Here is a 12668-nt window from a genome sequence, read left to right as displayed (position 1 = left end):
CCATCAGTTGATGATCTCGCCACTCCCCGATGCGACGAATTCCCTCAACTGCCGGATGAAGTCCGCATCGTAGGGTTCCCACTCGGTGATCTCACCGACAATCCGCAACGGCTGTGCACTGCGATACGACCGTGTCGGGTTCCCGGGAAACTTCTTGTTGGTGACGTTCGGATCGTCCTCGAACGGCCCGGTCGGTGCCACCACGTACACACGCGGCGGTCCCTCGCCCCGGGCCATCTCCGCGGCCAGCCCGGCGCCCTTGGCAATCGTGGTGAAGTAGATGTGGTTCATCACCACGCCATCGCGATAGTTGGAGCCGTAGCCGGCAACCAGCAGATCGCCCGTGGCCAGGTCGGCCCGGGTGCCGTGATAGAACGGCCCGGCGACCTGATCGCAGGTGTCCTGCGAAACGGGTGTCCATTCGGTGTCCTGCGTCATCGCGATACCCCAGGTTGTCCTGCCGGATCGACAGGCCGGCGAGTCTAGGGGGCCAGGTGGGCCTTGCTGCAAGGCCCCATCCGGGAAATAATCTGTAAGTGGGAGGCGCAGCGCGCCTCCTTTTTCATTCTGCGGCGCGGCGCCCTTCCAGCTCGCGCACCGCTGTTTCCAGCGCATCCAGCTTCTGGCGGGTCTTCAGCAGCACCGCGCGCTGCACTTCAAATTCCTCGCGCGTGACCAGATCGAGCTTGGCCAGCCCAGCCTGCAGCGCGCTCTTGAAGGTGGCCTGCAGTTCCTCGCGTGATTCGCGCAGGCCCGGCGGCACCAGGTCGCTGAGGCGGCGGGCGAGGTCATCGATTTGGTTCAGGTCGATCATGGGGTGCTCCGTGGGTGGCGCCCGCGCATCAGGCGCGGGCAGGCCGTTCAGCCACAAGGATACTGCCGGCGCGCGCTGCCCGGACAGGCAGCCGCGGCGTCGCACCGGGCGCGTTCAGGCGCTATCCTCCACGCCGGAAGACAGGAGATCGACGATGAAGATGGTCATGGCGGTGATCAAGCCGTTCAAGCTCGACGACGTGCGCGAAGCGCTGGCCGAGCGTGGCGTCACCGGCATCACGGTGACGGAGGTCAAGGGCTTCGGCCGCCAGAAGGGGCATACCGAGCTGTACCGTGGCGCCGAGTACGTGGTCGACTTCCTGCCGAAGGTGAAGCTGGAAGTGGCCGTGACCGATGACCAGGTGGAGGCGGTGGTGGAAGCCATCGTCAAGGCGGCCGGTACCGGCAAGATCGGCGACGGCAAGGTATTCGTGTATGACCTGGGCAGCGTGGTGCGTATCCGTACCGGCGAGCTGGACGCAGACGCGCTGTAAGCCGTCCGGCGGGATGTTGTAGAGCCGAGCCGATGCTCGGCTGCCGTTCCGCCGTTATGTAGAGTCGAGCTTGCTCGACTCTACAAAGAGCAGCCGAGCATGGGCTCGGCTCTACAAGGAGCGGTAAAGCGGTGAGCGGAGCGACGCTTACCGGCGCTTCGCCCACTTATAGAACCGCTTCCAGCCCTGGCGCACTGCGGCCACCCAGCCGGGGTCGGCCACCAGGGCGGCCTGGGTGGCGCTGGGCGCCTGCCCGGTCACGCGCTGGCGGATCTTCAGCAGGTTCTTCATGTCGCTGCGGCGCATCTGCCGGGTCAGCGGGTTGCGGCGCAGCCAGCGCGGTGCGCGCCAGGCCGAGGTGAAGTCCAGCAGCACCGGTACGCCGCCGCTGACCACCACGTTGGTGCCGTGCAGATCGTTATGGGTGATGCCGGCCGCATGCAGGCGGCTGAGTGCGTGCTGCAGCTGCTCGAACACTTCATTGCCGACTGCCTGGGCGGTGCTGAGGGTCTGGCCGGGAATGAACTCCATGCCCAGTGCCAGGCCTCCCAGTGTTCCCAGCAGCGCCGGCGCGTGCTTCCAGCCGCCCAGGCGCTGCAGCATGCGCGCTTCACGGCGCACCATCAGGCGTGCGACCAGCGACAGCGGCGTGCCGCGATAGCGGGAGTAGTCCTTGATGACGGCCTCGCGGCCATCCAGGCAGGTGCGGTAGACATCGGGGGCCAGCAGGCGTTCGCCACGCTTGAGCAGCAGGGGCGTGGTGGCATCATCGCCGCAGGTCTGGCAGGGGGAGGCAGGAAGGGGCATGGCGGGGTCTCGGACGACCCGGTGGGCGGCGCTGAAGCGTCAAGCGAACCGCTGAGGCGGGGGAAACTGGCTAAACTTTCGTTAAGTCAATTTTAGTACCGGCAAGTTCGCTAATCCACGTTCTGTCGGAGAAATGTCGGGGCCGTGGCTGGAACAGTTCGTCGCGCACGGGCGGACAATTTCGTCTCACTTTTCGGTTTGAGGCATTGAAAATCAATAAGTTGAAGAAGAAATACACCCGTTCAGCCAAGCGCCGCTGAACATGGCACACGTGTGGCTTGACCCCGGCGCACGGCCTGCCGACCATAAGCTGTTCATCCGCGACATCGGCGGCCGCCCCGTTCCGGCACGTCCCCGTCCCCTGCCGCGTTGCCACCGATGCCGGCCGCCTGCGCCGTGCATCGCCCCCTGATTCCCGTTCCGGCTGCCGCCGGAGGAAAGTTTTTGATGATCAAGATCGTACTGGCAGTGCTGTTCGTGGCCTGCGTGCTGTACATCCACTTCCGTGGCAGGGTCCGCGCGCGCTGGTCGCGCCAGCTGCTGGACCACTCCAGTTTCATGGCCCCGATCAACGTGGTCATGTACATGTTCTCGAAGGTGCCGACCACGCCGTTTCTGGACCCGGGCAAGGAGTTCCCGCAGCTGGAACCCCTGCGCCAGAACTGGCAGATGATCCGTGACGAGGCGCTGGCGCTGCGCGATGCGCAGAAGATCGCTGCGTCCAGCAGTTTCAACGATGCGGGCTTCAACTCGTTCTTCCGCCGTGGCTGGAAGCGCTTCTACCTGCGCTGGTACGGCCCCTCGCACCCGTCAGCGAAGACGCTGTGCCCGAAGACCGTGGCCCTGATCGAGTCGATTCCGGATGTTCGCGCAGCGATGTTCGCGCAGCTGCCGCCGGGCAGCGAGCTGCGTCCGCACCGCGATCCGTTCGCCGGTTCGCTGCGCCTGCACCTGGGCCTGAGCACCCCCAACGATGATGCCTGCTACATCGAAGTGGACGGCATCCGGAAGAGCTGGCGCGACGGCGAGTGGATGATGTTCGACGAAACCTACATCCACCACGCGCATAACGAGACCGAGCAGGACCGAGTGATCCTGTTCTGCGACATCGCGCGCCCGCTGCGCTTCGGCCTGCCGGGCCTGTTCAACCGTGCGGTGGCCGCCACGCTGCTGGCCGGTGGCGCTTCGCCGAACCTGCCAGGTGATCCGACCGGGGGTGTCAACAAGGCATTCGGCAGCCTGTACAAGGTGCGCCTGAAGGCCAAGGCGCTGCGCGAGCGCAGCGTGGTGGCCTACCAGGTCATCAAGTGGGGCCTGGTGGCGGCGGTGATTGCCGGAATCTGGGCGATCTGATCGAACGGCCGCCGGGCATGGCCCGGCGCTACCGGAACACGAACAACCCGCGCTGCTGCCAGCGCGGGTTTTTTGTTGGATCAGCTCTTCAGTGCCGCCTGCACGAACGGCGGGGTCACCAGCACGCCGGTGTGCAGCGCGGCGGTGTAGTACAGGGTCGTGAAGGTCTTGGCGGCCGAATCAGCCTGGCGGAAGTCGAAGCTGCTGTCGCCCTTGCGCGCCATGGTCACGCTCCACCAGCCGGTCGGGTAGCACGGCTGCGGGAACGGCAGGGTCTTGAACGAACCGAAGCCGGCCTTGCCCATCTCGGTACGCATCTCGTTGATCAGTTCCAGCTGCATCAGCGGCGATTCGGACTGCTGCACCAGGATGCCATCGTCCTTCAGCGCCTTGAAGCAGCTCTCGTAGAAGGCCTTGTTGAACAGGCCTTCGCCCGGGCCGACCGGGTCGGTGGAGTCCACGATCACCACGTCCACGCTGCCGGCCGGGCAGTTGGCCATGTAGGCCACACCGTCGTCGAACAGCAGTTCGGCGCGCGGATCGTCGTTGGAGTCGCACAGCTCCGGGAAGTGCTTGCGCGCCATCACCGTGACCTGCTCGTCGATGTCGCACTGGGTCACGCTCTCCACGCCCTTGTGCTTGAGCACTTCGCGCAGGGTGCCGCAGTCGCCGCCACCGATGATCACCACGCGCTTGGGAGCGGCGTGGGTGAACAGCACCGGGTGGCTGATCATCTCGTGATAGAAGAAGTTGTCCTTGCTGGTCAGCATGATGGCGCCATCGATGGTCATCAGGTTGCCCCAGTCGGTGGTCTGGAAGATCTCGATCTTCTGGAAGGGCGACTGCACCTCGTCCAGCTTGCCGGTGATGCGGTAGCCGATGGCCGAGCCGGTGCGCTCGAAATGCTCGATGTACCAGTTGTTGCTGTCAGTCATGGGACGTGTCCTTCTGGGGTCCTGTTCGGAGGGGGTAGAGCCGGGTTGGCGGCACGGGGCCGCGTGGCGCAAGCCACATCCGGACGGATCGGCCTGTTCAGGTCCGGCAGGAGCCGGGTCACGGGCGCGGGCGCGCATGATAACGAACCTGTGGGCATATAGGCGTTATCATGCCCCCCCCTTTTTTATTGCCAACAAGGCCGACTGAAATGACCGATTGGTCCCTCGACCAAGCCCGCAAGACCTACTCGATCCCGCATTGGGCGGATGGTTACTTCGACGTGGATCAGGCCGGGCACATGGTGGTGAGACCGACCGGGGCGGACGGCCCGGTGGTGTCGCTGCCCAAGGTGGTGGACGCCGCCCGCGAGGCGGGCGCCAAGCTGCCACTGCTGGTGCGCTTCCCGGACATCCTCGGCCAGCGCCTGGGCAAGCTGCAGGCGGCATTCGCCCAGGCCCAGCAGGACTGGGATTACGCGGGTGGTTACACCGCGGTGTACCCGATCAAGGTCAACCAGCACCGCGGCGTGGCCGGTACCCTGGCCAGCCACCACGGCGAGGGCTTCGGCCTGGAAGCGGGCAGCAAGCCGGAGCTGATGGCGGTGCTGGCACTGTCGCGCCCGGGCGGCCTGATCGTCTGCAACGGCTACAAGGACCGTGAGTACATCCGCCTGGCCCTGATCGGTCGCAAGCTGGGCCTGCAGACCTTCATCGTCATCGAGAAGCCGTCCGAGCTGAAGCTGGTGCTGGAAGAGTCCAAGGCGCTGGACGTGAAGCCCGGCCTGGGCGTGCGCATGCGGCTGGCGTCGCTGGGCGCCGGCAAGTGGCAGAACAGCGGGGGCGACAAGGCCAAGTTCGGCCTGTCCCCGCGCCAGCTGCTGGACCTGTGGAAGTCGCTGCGCGATACCGAGTACGCCGATTGCCTGAGCCTGCTGCACTTCCACATGGGCTCGCAGATCTCCAACGTGCGCGACATCGCCAACGGCATGCGCGAAGCCACCCGCTACTTCGTTGAACTGTCGCAGCTGGGCGCTAAGATCACCCACGTGGACGTGGGCGGCGGCCTGGGCGTGGATTACGAAGGCACCCGGTCGCGCAGCTTCTGCTCGATCAACTACGGCTTGAATTCGTATGCCAGCAACATCGTGCAGCCGCTGGCCAACGCCTGCGAAGAGCACGGCCTGCCCCCCCGCGCATCGTTACCGAGTGCGGCCGTGCGATGACCGCGCACCATGCAGTGCTGATCGCGAATGTGTCCGAAGTGGAACAGGCGCAGGAGGGCCGCGTGCCGGACCAGCACGATGACGAGCCGGCTTCGATCCGTCATCTGCGCGAGATCCACGAGGAACTGGACGTGCGCCCGGCGGTGGAACTGTTCCAGGAGGCGCAGCACTTCCATGCCGAAGGCCTGTCCAGCTACGCGCTGGGCCAGATCGACCTGCCGCAGCGTGCGCGCATCGACGACCTGTTCTACGCCATCGCCCACGGCGTGCGTGCACGCCTGAGCTATGACGAGAAGAGCCACCGTCCGGCGCTGGATGAACTGAACGAGCGCCTGGTCGACAAGTACTTCGTCAACTTCAGCGTGTTCGAATCGATTCCCGACGCGTGGGCCATCGACCAGGTGTTCCCGATCGTGCCGATCGAGCGGCTGGACGAAGTGCCGGACCGTCGCGGCATCATTGCCGACATGACCTGCGACTCGGACGGCATGGTCAAGACCTATGTCGAGAACGAGAGCCTGGACAGTTCGCTGCCGCTGCACGCGATAAAGCACGGCGAGAGCTACCGCATCGGCTTCTTCATGGTCGGTGCCTACCAGGAGATCCTGGGCGACATCCACAATCTGTTCGGTGACACCGACGCGGTGGAAGTGGTGGCCGATGCGGACGGCTACGCGATCACCCAGCAGCGTCGTGGCGACACCACCGACGTGATGCTGGACTACGTGGGCTACCGGCTGGACGACCTGCGCGCGGCCTATGCCCAGCGCGTGGCTGCCGCCGGGCTGTCGCCGGAGCGTGCGCAGGAACTGTCGCAGGCGCTGGAGGCGGGCCTGACCGGCTACACCTACCTGTCCGACGAGCCGCTGGTCTGATGCCTGCGGCAACGCCGGGCATGGCCCGGCGCTAACGGTCCTGATGAGCGCCCGCGCGATCTTCCACCTGTTCCTGCATGCCGCCGTGCCAGCCCTGCTGGCATGGCTGTTCTGGCGCAAGCGCTTTGCGTCGGCGTGGTTGCTGATGCTGCTGGGCTGGATCATCGACCTCGACCATCTGCTGGCCGATCCGATCTACGCGCCGAACCGCTGCAGCATCGGCTTCCACCCGTTGCACACCGCGCCGGCGATCGCGGTGTACGCCGGGCTGTGCGTGCCGAAGAAGACCCGTCTGGTGGGCATCGGCCTGGTGATCCACATCGTGCTCGACGCCATCGACTGCTGGTGGATGCACCACCGCTGAGGCGGGTCGTGCAGCGCCGGGGCGGCTCTACCGGGGAGACGGGGCGTCCGTCGGGGCCAGCGGCAGTTCCAGCCGTGCGCGCAGCCCCGGGTTCTCGTTGGAAAGGCGCAGTGAGCCGCCGTGGCTGGCGGCGATCTCCGCGGCGATCGCAAGGCCCAGGCCGCTGCCTTCCACCCGTTCGTCCAGGCGTACGCCACGTTGCAGGACACTCTCCAGCTTGGCTTCGTCCAGCCCCGGGCCGTCATCGCGCACTTCGATATGCAGCCGGTCCTGTTTGGCCAGGGCCCGCAGGCGTACTTCGCTGGCGGCCCATTTGCCGGCGTTGTCCAGCAGGTTGCCCAGCATCTCCTCCAGGTCGGTGGCTGCGCCGGCGAAGGCCAGCCCGTGTGCCACGTCCATCTGGAAGCGGATGCGGCGGCCGGCATGCACGCGGGTCATCAATCGGCACAATGCCTCCACCGCGGGCGCCACATCGCTGCGCTGGTGGTGGTCCACGGCCAGGCCGGCGGCCAGGTAGCGGTCGATGCTCGCACGCATGCGCGCGCCCTGTTCGTGCACCGTGCGCCGCCAGCCGCGTCCTTCACCCTCCGCTTCGGCCGCCAACACGCTCAGCGGCGTCTTCAGCGCATGCGCCAGGTCCTCGGCGCTGCTGCGCGCGCGCGCGACCATGCGCTGGTGGTGATCGAGCAGGGCATCGAGCTCATCGGCCAGCGGCGCGATCTCCAGATCCAGCCGGCTGCGGTCGATGCGCTCGGCATCGCCACGGCGGATGCGTTCCAGCTGCTGGCCCAGGCCGCGCAGTGGGCGCAGGCCGAAATGCACCTGGCTGGCCAGCACCGCCAGCCATGCCGCGACCAGCAGGCCCAGCGCGAGCGCGCTGCGCTGACGGAAGGCGGCGGTGTCCGCGTCCAGCGCGCTGCGATCATGGGCAACCAGCGCAATGTAGGGCTGCGATGCACGTGGCAGGCGCACCTGCTGCACACGGGCGCGCAGCGATTGCTGCATCGGCCCGCTCAGATTGCGCTCGGTCGGGCCGGTGGCCGTGACCGGCAGGGTCTGGTCCCACAGCGAGCGCGACTGCAGCAGCACCTTGCCGTTGCGGTCGGTGATCTGCCAGTAGGCGCCGGAGAACACACGCTGGAAGCGCGCGTCGTTGGGTTCCTGGCGCAGCCGCAGCTGTCCGTCGGGATCGATCTCCGCCTGCGCGAGCAGAGTCAGCATGTCCTGCTGCAACTCGCCGTCAAGACGGTCGCGCGCGCTGCGCTTGAACAGCTCGCCCAGCAGCACGCTGGCCAGCACCGACACCAGCACCAGGCCGATGCCCCCCACCAGCAGCAGCCGCCGCCGCAATGAAGGCTGGCGCGCGCTCATGCCTCGGCCAGCCGCCAACCCTGGCCACGCACGGTATGGATCAGTTCCACGCCCAGCTTGCGCCGCACCCGGCCAAGCAGCACGTCCAGCGCGTTCGAGTCCGGATCGTAACCGCCTTCGAAGACCTGTTCGCCGAGGCGGTCGCGGCTGATCACGCGGCCGGCGTGATGGATGAAGTAACTCAGTACGCGGAACTCCTGGGGACTCAGCGGCAACGGTTGCCCGTCCAGTTCAAAGCGACCGGCGTTGACATCAAGCTGCAGGGGGCCGCACTGCAGGCGCGGGCTGGCGTGGCCCCGGCTGCGGCGGATCAGGGCACGCAGGCGCAGCACCAGTTCATCGGCCTGGAACGGTTTGGTCAGGTAGTCATCGGCGCCTGCATCGAAGCCGGCCAGCTTGTCGTGCCAGCGGCTGCGTGCGGTCAGCACCAGCACCGGAAAATCGCGGCCATGGGCACGCCAGCGCTCGATCACGCTCAGTCCATCCAGGCCGGGCAGGCCAAGATCGACGACTGCGGCATGCAGGTCCTCGATCTGGCCGATCTCTTCCGCACGACGGCCATCGGTGGCCACATCGACCACGTAGCCGGCCTGCTCCAGCAGGGGCTGCAGGCGTTTGGCCAGCTCGGTGTCATCCTCGGCAAGCAGGATCCGCATCAGTCGTCCAGTTCCATCTTCAACAACGTCCCGTTGCGCGCATCATAGTCCAGCTCCACCACTGCGCCGTCGTCACGCAGGATCTCCACCTCGTACACCGCGTCGTCCAGCTCCACCTCCAGCAGTTGGCCGGGCTGGCGCCTGAGCGCGTCGCGCACCACCTGTTCCAGGGGCACGTAACGGCCCTGCTGCACGGCGCGGCGCGCGACCTGCTGCGCCGGGTCCGGCGCAGGGCCGGCAGCGGAGCCCGGAGTGGCCAGGGCCAGCAGCAGGGGCAGGGAGACCAGCATCGGTGACGGATCCTCGGGCGATGGCGACAGGCGCGAGCATGGCACCGCCGACTAACAGCCGACTAACGATGGCCGCTAAGGGGCTGTTAGCCGACCGCGGCATCGTGGTGCTGCCGGAATGGTCCGGCCACGAACAGGAGAACTCCCATGCTGAAGTCGCTCACCCTCGCCACCGTCGCCGTGCTGGCCATCGCTCCGGCCGCGCACGCTGCACCGCTGGGCATGGCCCAGGCCGAGCAGGCCCTGCGCAAGGCCGGCTACACCCAGATCCACGAGATCGAACGCGATGACGGCCTGTGGGAAGCCGACGTCAGCCGCGCCGATGGCCGCTTCAGTGAGGTCTACGTAGACCCGAAGACCGGCGAGATCTTCGATGAGCACAACGGCCGCGCGCTGCTGCCGACCGAGCAGGTGCTGGCCAAGGCACAGTCGCAGGGCCTGCGCGAGATCCACTCGCTGGAGCGCGATGGCGCCACCTGGTCGCTGGAAGCGCGCAATGCCCGCAACCAGAAGGTCGAGGTGCGCCTGAGCGGCTATGACGGCCGCATCCTGCACAGCGAACGCGACGGCTGGCTGGATTGAGCGCCTCGGGCAGCGCCGGGCCATGCCCGGCGGCCTGATGCATGCGCTGCGCTCGCCGGGCATGGCCCGGCGCTACCCGCAGGTGCTTACCAGCCGTAGGGCGGCGGGTAGTCCCAGTAGCCGGGGCCGCGACCGTAGGAGCCGCCATACGGGCCGAAGAACCCCGGGCCCTCGCCTTCGCTGACGTGGATGTTGAGGTTCACCCCGCGGGTCTTGCCCTCGTCGGTGGTGTAGTTCTTGCTCAGATTCAGCGTGGCGGCGTTGTAGTGGCTGTTGCCACCCCGCTTGGAGTACCCGATGCCGGTGGTGAAACTGCCGGAGACCTTCACCTTGTCGTCCTGCACGTCGGCGATGCGGGCATCGTCGTGCACGCGTGGGCCACTCTTGTCACCGTAGTAGGTGCCCGGCGGGTCCTGCTGCAACGTCGGATCGTTGAGGTAACGCATCGGCGCCTGCGGCAATGTCAGGTCCAACCCGGATGCCTGCGGTGCGGTGGCGCCGGCAGCGGACTGGGCGAGCACGGTCCCGGGCAGGGCCAGGCACAACAGCAGGGTCAGGGGGCGGATCATCTTGGCGCTCCAGCGGACAGGGACCACGCCACACGCGGCGTTACAGGCCGACGCTAGCAGGGCGTGCTTGAATGATGCCTGTCGGCACCGGATTGGGGTAGAGCCGGGCCATGCCCGGCTGCAGGTCACAGCCGCCCGAACCCGAACAGCTCCGCCAGCGGATGCTTGCGCCGCTCGATGCGGGCCCGCAGCAGTTGTGCGCCGATCATGGAATAGGTGATGCCGTTGCCGCCGTAGGCCATTGCCAGGTGCACGCGCGGCCCCCACTGTTCATGCGGGCCGAAGAACGGCAATCCGTCGGCGGTCTCGGCGAAGGTACCGGCCCATGAGAATGCCGGTACCGGGTCGAGCTTGGGAAACCAGTGCAGCAGCTGCTTCATGAGCTTGTCTGCCTTGCCTTCCACCCGCCGGTCGCGCCGTGCCGGAATGTCGATGGCATCGTCCAGCCCGCCCACCAGCAGGCGACGGTCGCCGGTAGCCCGCAGGTACAGATAGGGGCGCGCGCTTTCCCACACCATCGTGCGCTGCAGGGGGCCCAGCACCGCGGCATCGACAGGGTCGGTGATGAAGGCATAGCTGCTGCGGTTGCGTGCGACGCGCTGCGAGAGCCAGCGCTGGTTGGCGTATCCCATCGCCAGCACCACGTGGCCTGCGCGGATCGTCGCGCCTGATTCGGTCTGGGCGGTTACGCCCCGTGTGCCTGGCGTCAGCGTGTGCAGCACGGTGCGATCGTGAATGTGGCCGCCGCGCTGGCGCACCCGCTTCAGCAATCCATAGGTGAGGCAGTAAGGGTCGACCCGCGCTGCCTGCCGGGTCAGCAATGCGCCGCCGGCGTCCACATCGAAGCGCTCCGCCAGCGCCTCCGGGCCCAGCCAGCGGGCGTCCAGGCCGGCGCTGCGGCGTGCCTGGCCCTCGGCCATGAGGCGGGGCACGTCGCGGTGGCGACTGGCCAGGTACAGGCTGTCCATGCGCCGGAAGTCCACGTCCTTCAGGCCACGCGCCACTTCGCCCAGTGCCGGGATCGCCTCGGCACAGGCCCGGTAGGCCAGCGTGGCCGCGTCGTGGCCATAGCGCTGGGCCAGTTCCAGCAGATGGGTGTCGATCTCGTACTGCAGCAGCGCGGTGCTGGCGGCGGTGCTGCCCCAACCGATGTCGCGCTGCTCGATCAGGGCGACATCGTGACCGTGACCTGACAGCTCATCGGCGATCAGTGCGCCGGTGATGCCGCCGCCGACCACCAGCACATCGCAGCGCAGGTCGCCCTCCAGCGGGGGAAATGCCTGGATCAGGCCATTGCGTACGGCCCACCAGGGATAGCCACTTTTCAGGTCCATGGTGATGGGTCAGGCGGTGGGATGGCCGGTGTGCGGCGTGTGGATCAGTTCGGACAGATCGAAGCCCTGCAGCCGCGCCGTGGCCAGATAATGGTCCCGCACGGTGGCGTCCAGCTTCGGCTCGCGTGCCAGCAGCCACAGGTAGCGGCGATCGGGGCTGCCAACCAGCGACACGCTGTAGTCCGGAGCGATCTGGATGACCCAGTAGTCGCCCTTGGCGAAGGGCAGCCAGCGCAGGCCCTTGGGTAGGAAGCTCACTTCCAGGCGCGCGCTGTCGTTGTCGACGGGGCAGGCTTCGCCGCTGGCCTCCTCGACCTGGCCGTCCATGCGGCAGCGGTTGTGGACGCTGACGTTGCCGTTGTCGAGCAGGCTGTAGTGCGCCGAGACATCGGTGCAGCCTTCCGGCTCGTGGCGCATGGGCAGGCGCGCGATCTCATACCAGGTGCCCAGGTAGCGGGGCAGCTTGAGGTCGGCGACGGTCTTCAGTGGCAGCTGTTCGGTCATCGGCAGGCGCAGCGGGAACGGGCCTCCACGATGCCGACGGCCTCGCCACGAGCGGGTGAAGCCGGAGCGATGGCGGTGTCCAGAACATTGCGTCGCCGCGGCGTCATTCCCGCTGTCATCGGCGCGGCGGTATCCTGCCGCCAGCGCCGGGTGTTCCGATCCAACCTGAAGTGGAGGTGCCGATGTACCAGGTGATCCTGTTGAAGAGTGAAACCGCGTTCGCGCGCGAGCAATGGCCGCAGGTCGACGATCTGGTGGACTATGAGGGCGTCAGCTACAGCCTGCGCGCCGGTCCGCGCCAGCCGCTGCCGACCGACCACGACTGGCCTCCGGTGGCGGTGTACGCCCCGGACGAAATCACCGAGGAAGAGTTCCAGGACTGGTATGCGCTGCAGCAGCCGACGGTGGAGGAGCTGCGCTTGAAGTACTGAACCGCGGGGGCGGGTGCTGCGGGCGGTGCCGCCCTGGGCATCCGACCTTGACCGGTCGTGCCGTATA

Annotated in this window: 15 protein-coding genes and 1 pseudogene; 6 read left to right on the top strand and 10 right to left on the bottom strand. The window is 67.2% G+C overall.

Annotated elements, in window-relative coordinates; translation table 11 throughout:
- Positions 1–3: 3 nt before the first annotated feature.
- Complete coding sequence (gene arr, locus ACZK08_RS18275; protein WP_065181514.1) at positions 4–438, bottom strand: NAD(+)--rifampin ADP-ribosyltransferase; 435 nt, start codon at positions 436–438, stop codon at positions 4–6.
- 124 nt (positions 439–562) lie between these two features.
- Positions 563–814, bottom strand: coding sequence for a ubiquinone biosynthesis accessory factor UbiK (ubiK, locus tag ACZK08_RS18270; RefSeq protein WP_053518135.1), 252 nt, complete (start codon positions 812–814; stop codon positions 563–565).
- A gap of 154 nt (positions 815–968) precedes the next feature.
- On the opposite strand from ubiK, the gene ACZK08_RS18265 reads away from it, so the two are divergent.
- The gene (locus ACZK08_RS18265; protein ID WP_005411374.1) at positions 969–1307 is read left to right on the top strand and encodes a P-II family nitrogen regulator; all 339 of its coding nucleotides are present in this window, start codon (positions 969–971) and stop codon (positions 1305–1307) included.
- A 147-nt stretch (positions 1308–1454) separates the two neighbouring features.
- Here the strand turns inward: ACZK08_RS18265 and ACZK08_RS18260 are convergent, their stop codons facing one another.
- On the bottom strand, positions 1455–2114 hold the full coding sequence (locus tag ACZK08_RS18260; protein ID WP_053518133.1) for an RIO1 family regulatory kinase/ATPase domain-containing protein: 660 nt from the start codon (positions 2112–2114) through the stop codon (positions 1455–1457).
- A gap of 447 nt (positions 2115–2561) precedes the next feature.
- Here ACZK08_RS18260 and ACZK08_RS18255 point away from each other — a divergent pair, with 447 nt between their 5' ends.
- The gene (locus ACZK08_RS18255; protein WP_065181515.1) at positions 2562–3467 is read left to right on the top strand and encodes an aspartyl/asparaginyl beta-hydroxylase domain-containing protein; all 906 of its coding nucleotides are present in this window, start codon (positions 2562–2564) and stop codon (positions 3465–3467) included.
- A gap of 80 nt (positions 3468–3547) precedes the next feature.
- On the opposite strand, the gene speE is transcribed toward ACZK08_RS18255, so the two are convergent.
- Positions 3548–4402, bottom strand: coding sequence for a polyamine aminopropyltransferase (gene speE, locus ACZK08_RS18250; protein ID WP_053520374.1), 855 nt, complete (start codon positions 4400–4402; stop codon positions 3548–3550).
- Between the two features lie 209 nt (positions 4403–4611).
- On the opposite strand from speE, the pseudogene speA reads away from it, so the two are divergent.
- Positions 4612–6500 (top strand): annotated as a pseudogene (gene speA, locus ACZK08_RS18245) (arginine decarboxylase).
- Between the two features lie 43 nt (positions 6501–6543).
- Positions 6544–6864, top strand: coding sequence for a DUF6122 family protein (locus ACZK08_RS18240; protein WP_065174355.1), 321 nt, complete (start codon positions 6544–6546; stop codon positions 6862–6864).
- A 27-nt stretch (positions 6865–6891) separates the two neighbouring features.
- Here the strand turns inward: ACZK08_RS18240 and ACZK08_RS18235 are convergent, their stop codons facing one another.
- The 3 genes from ACZK08_RS18235 to ACZK08_RS18225 are packed head-to-tail and all read right to left on the bottom strand — an operon-like array spanning position 6892 to position 9181.
- A complete protein-coding gene (locus ACZK08_RS18235) occupies positions 6892–8235 on the bottom strand; it encodes a sensor histidine kinase (protein ID WP_065174356.1) in 1344 nt (447 codons plus the stop codon).
- Positions 8232–8891 (bottom strand): response regulator transcription factor, encoded by a 660-nt coding sequence (locus ACZK08_RS18230; protein ID WP_053520370.1) that lies wholly within the window; start codon positions 8889–8891, stop codon positions 8232–8234. The genes ACZK08_RS18235 and ACZK08_RS18230 overlap by 4 nt, the downstream gene beginning before the upstream one ends.
- Positions 8891–9181, bottom strand: a complete 291-nt coding sequence (locus ACZK08_RS18225) for a PepSY domain-containing protein (RefSeq protein ID WP_053520369.1) — start codon at positions 9179–9181, stop codon at positions 8891–8893. Before ACZK08_RS18225 ends, ACZK08_RS18230 begins: the two co-directional genes overlap by 1 nt.
- 147 nt (positions 9182–9328) lie before the next feature.
- Between ACZK08_RS18225 and ACZK08_RS18220 the strand changes: the two genes are divergently transcribed.
- The gene (locus ACZK08_RS18220; protein WP_053520368.1) at positions 9329–9763 is read left to right on the top strand and encodes a PepSY domain-containing protein; all 435 of its coding nucleotides are present in this window, start codon (positions 9329–9331) and stop codon (positions 9761–9763) included.
- Between the two features lie 86 nt (positions 9764–9849).
- Here ACZK08_RS18220 and ACZK08_RS18215 read toward each other — a convergent pair whose 3' ends face one another.
- The 3 genes from ACZK08_RS18215 to ACZK08_RS18205 all read right to left on the bottom strand — a co-directional run bounded on the left by ACZK08_RS18215 (position 9850) and on the right by ACZK08_RS18205 (position 12170).
- Positions 9850–10332 (bottom strand): hypothetical protein, encoded by a 483-nt coding sequence (locus tag ACZK08_RS18215; protein ID WP_065181516.1) that lies wholly within the window; start codon positions 10330–10332, stop codon positions 9850–9852.
- A 125-nt stretch (positions 10333–10457) separates the two neighbouring features.
- Entirely contained in the window at positions 10458–11666 is a 1209-nt protein-coding gene (locus ACZK08_RS18210) for an NAD(P)/FAD-dependent oxidoreductase (protein WP_065181517.1), read from the bottom strand.
- 9 nt (positions 11667–11675) lie between these two features.
- Positions 11676–12170: a lipocalin family protein gene (locus ACZK08_RS18205; RefSeq protein ID WP_053520408.1), complete on the bottom strand. Its 495-nt coding sequence runs from the start codon at positions 12168–12170 to the stop codon at positions 11676–11678.
- A gap of 182 nt (positions 12171–12352) precedes the next feature.
- Between ACZK08_RS18205 and ACZK08_RS18200 the strand changes: the two genes are divergently transcribed.
- Positions 12353–12601: a hypothetical protein gene (locus tag ACZK08_RS18200; protein WP_053520409.1), complete on the top strand. Its 249-nt coding sequence runs from the start codon at positions 12353–12355 to the stop codon at positions 12599–12601.
- Positions 12602–12668 lie beyond the last annotated feature (67 nt).

This window comes from Stenotrophomonas sp. 112478_Sma (assembly GCF_056479905.1).
This window is presented reverse-complemented; position numbering and strand designations above follow the sequence as displayed.

Excerpts from the sequence above, each read along its gene's own strand:
- arr (WP_065181514.1), bottom strand. The coding sequence starts at position 438 with ATGACGCAGGACACCGAATGGACACCCGTTTCGCAGGACACCTGCGAT.
- ubiK (WP_053518135.1), bottom strand. The coding sequence starts at position 814 with ATGATCGACCTGAACCAAATCGATGACCTCGCCCGCCGCCTCAGCGAC.
- ACZK08_RS18265 (WP_005411374.1), top strand. The coding sequence starts at position 969 with ATGAAGATGGTCATGGCGGTGATCAAGCCGTTCAAGCTCGACGACGTG.
- ACZK08_RS18260 (WP_053518133.1), bottom strand. The coding sequence starts at position 2,114 with ATGCCCCTTCCTGCCTCCCCCTGCCAGACCTGCGGCGATGATGCCACC.
- ACZK08_RS18255 (WP_065181515.1), top strand. The coding sequence starts at position 2,562 with ATGATCAAGATCGTACTGGCAGTGCTGTTCGTGGCCTGCGTGCTGTAC.
- speE (WP_053520374.1), bottom strand. The coding sequence starts at position 4,402 with ATGACTGACAGCAACAACTGGTACATCGAGCATTTCGAGCGCACCGGC.
- ACZK08_RS18240 (WP_065174355.1), top strand. The coding sequence starts at position 6,544 with ATGAGCGCCCGCGCGATCTTCCACCTGTTCCTGCATGCCGCCGTGCCA.
- ACZK08_RS18235 (WP_065174356.1), bottom strand. The coding sequence starts at position 8,235 with ATGAGCGCGCGCCAGCCTTCATTGCGGCGGCGGCTGCTGCTGGTGGGG.
- ACZK08_RS18230 (WP_053520370.1), bottom strand. The coding sequence starts at position 8,891 with ATGCGGATCCTGCTTGCCGAGGATGACACCGAGCTGGCCAAACGCCTG.
- ACZK08_RS18225 (WP_053520369.1), bottom strand. The coding sequence starts at position 9,181 with ATGCTGGTCTCCCTGCCCCTGCTGCTGGCCCTGGCCACTCCGGGCTCC.
- ACZK08_RS18220 (WP_053520368.1), top strand. The coding sequence starts at position 9,329 with ATGCTGAAGTCGCTCACCCTCGCCACCGTCGCCGTGCTGGCCATCGCT.
- ACZK08_RS18215 (WP_065181516.1), bottom strand. The coding sequence starts at position 10,332 with ATGATCCGCCCCCTGACCCTGCTGTTGTGCCTGGCCCTGCCCGGGACC.
- ACZK08_RS18210 (WP_065181517.1), bottom strand. The coding sequence starts at position 11,666 with ATGGACCTGAAAAGTGGCTATCCCTGGTGGGCCGTACGCAATGGCCTG.
- ACZK08_RS18205 (WP_053520408.1), bottom strand. The coding sequence starts at position 12,170 with ATGACCGAACAGCTGCCACTGAAGACCGTCGCCGACCTCAAGCTGCCC.
- ACZK08_RS18200 (WP_053520409.1), top strand. The coding sequence starts at position 12,353 with ATGTACCAGGTGATCCTGTTGAAGAGTGAAACCGCGTTCGCGCGCGAG.